General features: G+C 73.7%; 6 protein-coding genes and 1 pseudogene. 2 read left to right on the forward strand and 5 right to left on the reverse strand.

Annotated elements, in window-relative coordinates:
• Window positions 1–2 precede the first annotated feature (2 nt).
• Entirely contained in the window at window positions 3–2,096 is a 2,094-nt protein-coding gene (locus tag PUR61_RS02230; protein WP_329875029.1) for a S9 family peptidase, read from the reverse strand.
• 95 nt (window positions 2,097–2,191) lie between these two features.
• On the opposite strand from PUR61_RS02230, the gene PUR61_RS02235 reads away from it, so the two are divergent.
• Window positions 2,192–3,361, forward strand: coding sequence for an aminotransferase class V-fold PLP-dependent enzyme (locus tag PUR61_RS02235; protein ID WP_329875031.1), 1,170 nt, complete (start codon window positions 2,192–2,194; stop codon window positions 3,359–3,361).
• A 208-nt stretch (window positions 3,362–3,569) separates the two neighbouring features.
• Here PUR61_RS02235 and PUR61_RS02240 read toward each other — a convergent pair.
• A pseudogene (locus PUR61_RS02240) lies at window positions 3,570–3,902 on the reverse strand (ArsR/SmtB family transcription factor); the annotation flags it as partial.
• Between the two features lie 35 nt (window positions 3,903–3,937).
• A complete protein-coding gene (locus tag PUR61_RS02245; RefSeq protein WP_329875033.1) occupies window positions 3,938–4,312 on the reverse strand; it encodes a hypothetical protein in 375 nt (124 codons plus the stop codon).
• A 263-nt stretch (window positions 4,313–4,575) separates the two neighbouring features.
• On the opposite strand from PUR61_RS02245, the gene PUR61_RS02250 reads away from it, so the two are divergent.
• The gene (locus tag PUR61_RS02250) at window positions 4,576–7,431 is read left to right on the forward strand and encodes a DEAD/DEAH box helicase (protein WP_329875046.1); all 2,856 of its coding nucleotides are present in this window, start codon (window positions 4,576–4,578) and stop codon (window positions 7,429–7,431) included.
• Window positions 7,432–7,711: 280 nt separating this feature from the next.
• Here PUR61_RS02250 and PUR61_RS02255 read toward each other — a convergent pair whose 3' ends face one another.
• Complete coding sequence (locus tag PUR61_RS02255; protein ID WP_329875035.1) at window positions 7,712–7,984, reverse strand: hypothetical protein; 273 nt, start codon at window positions 7,982–7,984, stop codon at window positions 7,712–7,714.
• Window positions 7,981–8,191 (reverse strand): hypothetical protein (locus tag PUR61_RS02260; RefSeq protein ID WP_329875038.1); only part of this gene is annotated, 211 nt, incomplete at its 5' end. The genes PUR61_RS02255 and PUR61_RS02260, both read right to left, overlap by 4 nt.

Genomic DNA, 8,191 nt, shown 5'->3' on the forward strand with positions numbered 1-8,191 from the left:
GCCTACTGAAGCCCCAGTGCCTGCTGCAGGAAGGCGAGTTCGGCTTGGGACAGCTGCTCGTTGACCCCGCCCGGGGTCATGTGGGTGATGCCCGGGAGGGCGAGCAGGTTGTGCGGTCGGCCCGCCCGGGTGAGGGCCTGGGAGAGCAGCAGGGTGTGCGAGGGGTGCACGTTGTCGTCGGCCAGGCCGTGGATCAGCAGCAGGGGGCGGCTGAGCCCGGGCGCGTCGTCCACCAGGCAGTCCGCCGCGTAGCCGTCCGGGTTCTCCCGGGGCAGACCGAGGTAGCGCTCGGTGTACGCGGTGTCGTAGTGGCGGAAGTCGGTGGGCGGCGCGCCCGCACAGGCGGCGTGGAAGACGTCCGGGCGGCGCAGCACGGCCAGCGCCGCGAAGTAGCCGCCGTACGACCAGCCGCGGACGCCGACCCGGGCGAGGTCGAGGTCGGGGTGGAGCTCGGCGAGTGCGTGCAGCGCGTCCACCTGGTCGTCCAGGGCCACCTGGGAGAACCGGCGGAAGATCGTCCGGGAGAAGTCGGGGGAGACGAACGGGGTGCCGCCGTTGTCGGTGGTGACCACCGCGAAGCCCTGGTCGGCCCACCACTGCTTGAGCTGCCAGCGGCGCGGTTCGTTGGCCACCGCCTGGTAGCCGGGCCCGCCGTAGACGTCGAGCAGCACCGGCAGCCGCCGGCCGGGGACGTGGTCGCGCGGGTACACCACGGCGCTGGGCAGCCGGCGTTCGGTGACCCGGGCGAGCTGCGGCTCGACGCGGAACGGCAGCGCGGCGCAGCGGTCGTCGAGGGTGAGCCCGCCGCCGGGGCCGAGGGTGCGGCGACGGATGCCGTCCGGCCCGGCCGTGGTGAGCAGGACGGTCTCGCCGGCGGCCAGTGCGGAGTGCGTGCCCGGGCCGTCGGAGAGCCGCTCGGGCGCCCCGCCGTCCGGGTCGACCAGGTGGACGTGCTGGTCGTACGGGTCGCCCTCGCCGGTCTCGCAGAGCAGCCGGCCGCCCAGCCGGCCGACCACCCGGCGGATCTGCAGGCCGGTGGTGTCCAGCGGCTTGCCGTCGAGCGCGAGGCCGCGGGCCCCGGGGGTGTCGTGCACGGTGAGCAGCCGGCCGTCGGCCAGCCGGGCGGGTGTGCCGGGCAGGTCGTCGACCCAGAACTCGTCGCTGGTGCGGGAGAGTTCGCGGGTGGTGCCGGTGGCCGGGTCGGCGCTCAGCAGCAGGACGTGCTGCTGGAGCCGGTCGGCGACGGTGAGCAGCAGCTCGTCCTCGCCGTCCCACCCGGCGGCGCAGACGTACGGGAAGGCCTCGGCGTCCCAGTCCAGGCGGGTGCGGGCGCCGTCGAGGCCGAGCACCCAGAGCTGGACGTCGGCGTTGGGGCCGCCTGCCTGCGGGTAGGCGAACTGCTCGGGCTCGCGGGTCGGCCGGGCCGGGTCGGCGAAGTGGACCGCGGGCAGGGCGGACTCGTCCACCCGGGCGGCGAGGACGGCGCCGCCGTCGGGGCGCCACCAGTGGCCGCGGGCGCGGCCCAGCTCCTCGGCGGCGGCGAACTCGGCGACGCCCCAGCGGGCGCCGTCGGCCGGGCTGAGCCGGAGCGGCGCGGGCGGCTGCCCGGGCGCGGCGGTGACGTAGAGCGCGTCGTCGGCGACGTAGGCGACGCGTTCGCCGGCGCGGGGCTCGGGGCGGGGATCGAAGGCGGGCCCGGCGGTGGGGAGTTCGACCGTCAGGCCGGTGGCGGTGTCGGTGCGGAAGAGTCGGCCGTCCAGGGCGAAGGCGGCGACGGCCAGGTCGGCGGTGGCCGCGTAGGTGCCGATGCCGGCGGCGACGAGCCGGGTCCGTTCGCGCAGCCGGCGTTCGACGGCCGGGAGGTCGTCCCGGTCGCCGGTGCGGTCGGGGGCGAGCGCGGTGGGGTCGGCGACCTCGCGCTCCTCGCCGGTGGTCAGGTCGAGGAGGTGGAGCCGGTCGACCGGGTCCTCGGGACCGCTGGAGCGGAGCAGCAGGAGCCGGGTACCGTCCTGGTTGAGCGAGATCGCTCGCGGGGCACCGAAGCCGAAGCGGCCGGTCCGGGCGCTGAGGGAGAGGTAGGGGTCGGTGATGGTCACCGCCCGATGGTCGCCGTGCGGCGGCCTCGCGGGCCAGTAGGGCGACATGTGAAATGTCACACACCACATTGATGCGTATATCAGGAGGAGACGCAGTGACCGAGCATTCGCGGACCGTCGGACCCCCCGAGCCGCTGGCCGGAACGGACGAGCTGTTCTCACTGGACCGGGCGGTGCTCCACCTCAACCACGGCTCCTTCGGCTCCGTGCCCGTCCCGGTCCAGCGGATCCAGCGGCGGTTCCACGAGGAGCAGGAGGCCGACCCGGACGGCTTCTACGCCGACCTGCCCGAGCGGGTCGCCGCCGCCCGCACCCGGATCGCCGCCGCCCTGGGCACCGACGCGGACCGGCTCGCCCTCGTCCCCAACGCGACCGACGCGATCGCCGTCACCCTCGCGTGCGTGCCGCTCGCCCCCGGGGACCAGATCCTGGTCACCGACCACGGCTACGGCACGGTCACCCAGGCCGTCCGGCGGCGCGCCGAGGAGACCGGCGCGGAGCTGCGCACCGTCACCCTGCCGCTGGACACCCCGGACGGCGTCGCCGTCCGGGAGACGGTCCTGGCCGAGGTCACCGACCGCACGGTGCTCGCCGTGCTCGACGGCATCACCTCGCCCACCGCCCGCCGGATCGCCACCCCGGACCTGCTCGCCGCCCTGCGCGGGCACGGCGTGACCACCGTCGTGGACGCCGCGCACGAGCCCGGCATGCTGGCCGGCCCGGTCCCCGGCGGCGCCGACTTCTGGTTCGGCAACCTGCACAAGTGGGCCTTCGCCCCGCGCGCCACCGGCGCCCTGGTGGTCGGCCCGGAGTGGACCGGCAAGGTCCGCTCGCTCGCCCTCTCCTGGGAGGACTACCGGGGCTTCCCGCACAACGTCGAGTGGCGCGGCACCTACGACTACACGCCGTACCTGGCCGCCCCGGCCGGCCTCGACCTGCTGCACGAACTCGGGGCCGACCGGGTCCGTCGGCACAACGAGCAGCTCGCCGCGTACGGCGCCGCCCTGCTCGCCGAGCGCGCCGGGCTGACCCCGCTGCCGGTCTCGGCCGGTCTGTCGATGCGCGCGCTGCGGCTGCCGCCCGGGGTGGCCGAGACGCTCCCGGAGGCGCAGGAGCTGATGGCCGGGATGTGGCGGCGGCACGCCGTCCGCACGGTGGCGCGCCCGTGGCCGGGCGGCGGGGTGATGCGGGTCAGTGCGCAGGTGTACAACCGGGCGCACGAGTACGAGGTCCTGGCGGCGGGGGTGGCGGAGCTGCTGGGCTGACCGGCCCGTCCGGCGCCGTGGGCGTCGCGGGCGCGGTGGGTTCGGCGGACACGGTGGGCTCGGCGGGCGCGGCTCGTGGAGCGAGGGCGGTGGGCACGGCGGGCTCGGCCGGTGGCGGCGTTGTCGCCCGGTCCGCCGCCGCCCGGTCCGCCGCCGCTTCGCCGGCCGCCCGGTCCGCCGCCGCGGGCTCCGCCGCCCGGTCCGTGGGCGGGTCCGCGGTGGCGCGGAGTTCGGCGAGCAGCACGCTCTGCTCCGAGATCAGACCCGTGAGGATCCGGCGCGCCGCCCGGAGCAGGTCGGCCACGTCGCCGCCGGCCAGCGCGTACACCACCGTGCTGCCCTCGCGGGTGGCCGTGACGATGCCGGACCGGCGCAGTACCGCGAGCTGCTGGGAGAGGCTGGACGGTTCGACCGCCAGCTCGGCGAGCAGGTCGCGGACGGGCGTCGGTCCGGCCTGCAGCAGCTCCAGTACCCGGATTCGGACGGGATGGCCGAGCATCCGGAAGAACTCGGCCTTGGCCTGGTACAGCGCGACCGCCACAGCGATCCCTCCCTGGTGCCGTCCGTTCCGGTCCCTCAGATCTCCAGCGAGATCTCGATCCGCTTCAGCTGGTGGCGGGCCATCGCCAGGTTGGCACGGTTGCGGTTGAGCGCGAGGAAGAGGAAGAGCCCCCGGCCGGTCTGCGTGGTGAGCGGGCGGACCAGGTGGTACTGGCTGGTGAGGCTGACCAGGATGTCCTCGATCTCGTTGTCGTGCAGGTTGAGCAGCTCCATCGCCCGCATCTTGGCCCGGACCACGTCGGTGTTCCCGGCCGCGGCGACGTTGAGGTCCAGCTCGCCGCCGTCGCCGAGGGTGCCGAGCGCCATGCCGCTGCCGTAGTCGACCAGGGCGACGCCGATCGCGCCCTCGATCGCCATGGCCTCCTTGAGCGACGTCTCCAGGTTCGCCATCGTCTGTTCCTCCCGTGCGTCCGGTGGATGCGGACGGTGGGTGCCGGCCGCGACACCGAATGTAGGCAGGCCGGAGGGCCTGCCACCCGGAATGACCGGAGACGTTCGCAGTCGGTGACTTTCCGATCACTTGAAGACATTTGCAACTATGGATGTGAGAGAGATCTGATCCGACGCCCGGGAAAAACGGTGCTATCGATGTCAGTCCTGCCGGGTAACCTCTCGCTGAGATGCGAGATCACACCAACGACCCCCGGACGGCGATGAACACCCCTGAGCCCGAGCCCTCCGACGACCGGGACCTCAGCCCCGCCGAGGCGTACGCGGCCTTCCGGCAGCGGGCCAAGGAACAGGCCACCGCCCTGTACGGCTTCCAGCAGCTCTACGACTTCCCGCTGGACGACTTCCAGCTGGAGGCCTGCCGCACCCTGGAGGCGGGCGAGGGCGTCCTGGTCGCCGCTCCCACCGGCTCCGGCAAGACCATCGTCGGCGAGTTCGCCGTCCACCTCGCCCTCCAGGGCGGGCGCAAGTGCTTCTACACCACGCCGATCAAGGCCCTGTCGAACCAGAAGTTCGGCGACCTGGTCAAGCGCTACGGCGCCGCCAAGGTCGGCCTGCTCACCGGTGACAACACCGTCAACGGCGACGCCCCGGTCGTGGTGATGACCACCGAGGTGCTCCGCAACATGCTCTACGCGGGCTCCAGCACCCTCGACGGCCTCGGCTACGTGGTGATGGACGAGGTCCACTACCTCGCCGACCGCTTCCGCGGAGCCGTCTGGGAGGAGGTCATCATCCACCTCCCCGAGTCGGTGACCCTGGTCTCCCTCTCCGCCACCGTCTCCAACGCCGAGGAGTTCGGCGACTGGCTGGACACCGTGCGCGGCGGCACAAAGGTGATCGTCTCCGAGACCCGCCCCGTGCCGCTCTGGCAGCACGTGATGGCCGGGAACCGGATGTACGACCTGTTCGCCAACCCGGACCGCGACGGCCGCCCCAAGGACGCCCCGCGCAACCCGGCCAAGGCCGTCAACCCCGAGCTGGTCCGGCTCGCCCGTTCGGAGCTGGACCGCAACCCCCGCGACAAGTTCGGCCGTGGCCGCGGGCGGTCCATGCCCAACGGCCGCCCCGGCAAGATCTGGACCCCGGGCCGGGTCGACGTCATCGACCGGCTCGACGCCGAGGGCCTGCTGCCCGCCATCACCTTCATCTTCAGCCGGGCCGGCTGCGAGGCCGCCGTCCAGCAATGCCTCTCCTCCGGCCTGCGGCTCAACAAGGAGGGCGACCGCGGCCGGGTCCGCGCCATCGTCGAGGAGCGCTGCGCCGACATCCCGGACGAGGACCTGCACGTCCTCGGCTACTTCGAGTGGCTGGACGGGCTGGAGCGCGGCATCGCCGCCCACCACGCCGGGATGCTGCCCCGGTTCAAGGAGGTCGTCGAGGAGCTGTTCGTGAAGGGCCTGGTCAAGGCCGTCTTCGCGACCGAGACCCTGGCGCTCGGCATCAACATGCCCGCCCGCTCGGTGGTCATGGAGAAGCTGGTCAAGTGGAACGGCGAGACCCACGCCGACATCACCCCCGGCGAGTACACCCAGCTCACCGGCCGGGCCGGCCGTCGCGGCATCGACATCGAGGGCCACGCCGTGGTGCTCTGGCAGCGCGGCCTCGACCCGGAGGCGCTCGCCGGCCTGGCCGGCACCCGCACCTACCCGCTGAAGTCCTCGTTCCGGCCGTCCTACAACATGGCCGTCAACCTGGTCTCGCAGTTCGGCCGGCACCGCTCCCGCGAGCTGCTGGAGACGTCCTTCGCGCAGTTCCAGGCCGACCGCTCGGTGGTCGGCATCGCCCGCCAGGTCCAGCGCAACGAGGAGGGCCTGGACGGCTACCGCGAGTCCATGACCTGCCACCTCGGCGACTTCGACGAGTACATGGCGCTGCGCCGCCGGCTCAAGGACCGGGAGAACGAGCTCGCCCGCGAGGGCAGCAGCCAGCGCCGCGCGGCGGCCGTCGAGTCGATCGAGCAGCTCAAGCCGGGCGACGTCATCCACGTCCCCACCGGCAAGTTCGCCGGCCTGGCGCTCGTCCTCGACCCGGGCCTGCCGCCGGTCGTCCGCTCGCCGCGGGGCGGCCCCCGCCACCCCGACTTCCAGGACGGCCCGCGCCCGGTGGTCCTCACCGCCGAGCGGCAGGTCAAGCGGCTCGCCATGATCGACTTCCCGCACCCGGTCGTCGCCATGGACCGGGTGCGCATCCCCAAGTCCTTCAACCCCCGCAGCCCGCAGTCCCGCCGCGACCTCGCCTCCGCGCTGCGCACCAAGGCCGGCCACCTGGAGCCCGAGCGGTTCCGCAAGGGCCGCGCGGCCGCCGCCGACGACCCGGAGATCACCCGGCTCCGCACCGTCCTGCGCCAGCACCCGTGCCACGGCTGCGACCAGCGCGAGGACCACGCCCGCTGGTCCGAGCGCTACCACCGGCTGCACCGGGACACCGAGCTGCTGGAGCGCAAGATGCGCTCCCGCACCCACACCATCGCCCGCACCTTCGACCGGGTCTGCGGGCTGCTCACCGACCTCGGCTACCTCAGCGGGGACACCGTCACCGACGACGGCCGGCGGCTCGGCCGCCTCTACGGCGAGCTCGACCTGCTCGCCTCCGAGTGCATCCGCGAGGGCGTCTGGAACGGCCTGGCCGCCGCCGAACTGGCCGCCTGCGCCTCGGCGCTGGTCTACGAGTCCCGCCAGTCCGACGACGCCACCGCCCCCCGGGTGCCCGAGGGCGGGGCCAAGGAGGCGCTCGGCCAGATGGTCCGGATCTGGGGCCACCTCGACGCCCTGGAGGAGCAGCACCGGATCAACACGGCCGAAGGCGTCGGCCAGCGCGAGCCGGACCTCGGCTTCGCCTGGGCCGCCTACCGCTGGGCGCTCGGCCACTCGCTCGACCAGGTGCTGCGCGACGCCGACATGCCGGCCGGTGACTTCGTCCGCTGGACCAAGCAACTGATCGACGTGCTCGGCCAGATCCAGGACGCGGCGGGCGAGGACGTCGAGCTGCGCAAGACCGCCCGCAAGGCCGTCGACGGCCTGCGCCGCGGCATCATCGCCTACTCCTCGGTGAGCTGAGCCCGACTCCGCTGCCGTGATGCCGGCCTTCGAGACTCCTCTCGAAGGCCGGCATCGTCCTGTTCCGGGCCCGCACCACCGCGCGCACAGGAAGTCGGCCGGTCCGACGTCCCACTCCACAGCCGCAGGCTGCCGTCGTCCAAGGACGCTCGGGCTGGCGGGCAGTGCTCTCGGTGGCCCCCGCTCGACCCGAGCGAGGAGGCCAACCACGACGCCTTCGTCCCGTCACCGCGCGGGGACGGCCGCGTGCCTCGTCGGGGCGATCCGACGAGGCACGCGGTCAACGGCTAGGGGATATGCGGTGGCGGCCACGGCTCCGCCGGTCGGGGGCCGGGTTGGTCTCGGGGCTGAAGTGGCCGGCCTGGCGGGCGATCCAGGCGTACTCGGTGCTGCCGTCGGGAAGGCGGCGCAGTTCCCAGCGGCCGTGGCGGGTGATGGGCGGCGGGGGCGGGGTGTCCTCGATGCGCAAGCTCGTGACCACGCCGACGACGACGGTCGTGATGGCGAGCGCGAGGAGGACGGCCAAGGCGGTGCCGACGAGGAAGCTGCTCATTGGGAGCGGGCGTGCCTCTCGGTGTCGCGGAGGATATTGAGGAGGTTCAGGAGGGTCGAGACGGGCGCGTTGCCGAAGTCGACGAGGAGGCGGCCGTCGACGGTGGTGCCGTTGGTGGCGGCCGATCCCCACTGGATGCCGAACGGGCGGCCCGCTTCGTGGAGTTCGCGGAGGAGCGCGGCGACCTCGGACTCGGTGTAGGTGCGG

The organism is Streptomyces sp. BE20, from assembly GCF_036322525.1.
Taxonomy (GTDB): domain Bacteria; phylum Actinomycetota; class Actinomycetes; order Streptomycetales; family Streptomycetaceae; genus Kitasatospora.

What these genes read in the sequence shown, in the direction of transcription:
- PUR61_RS02245 (WP_329875033.1), bottom strand. Translation starts at nt 4,312, where the DNA reads ATGGCGAACCTGGAGACGTCGCTCAAGGAGGCCATGGCGATCGAGGGC.
- PUR61_RS02250 (WP_329875046.1), top strand. Translation starts at nt 4,576, where the DNA reads ATGAACACCCCTGAGCCCGAGCCCTCCGACGACCGGGACCTCAGCCCC.
- PUR61_RS02255 (WP_329875035.1), bottom strand. Translation starts at nt 7,984, where the DNA reads ATGAGCAGCTTCCTCGTCGGCACCGCCTTGGCCGTCCTCCTCGCGCTC.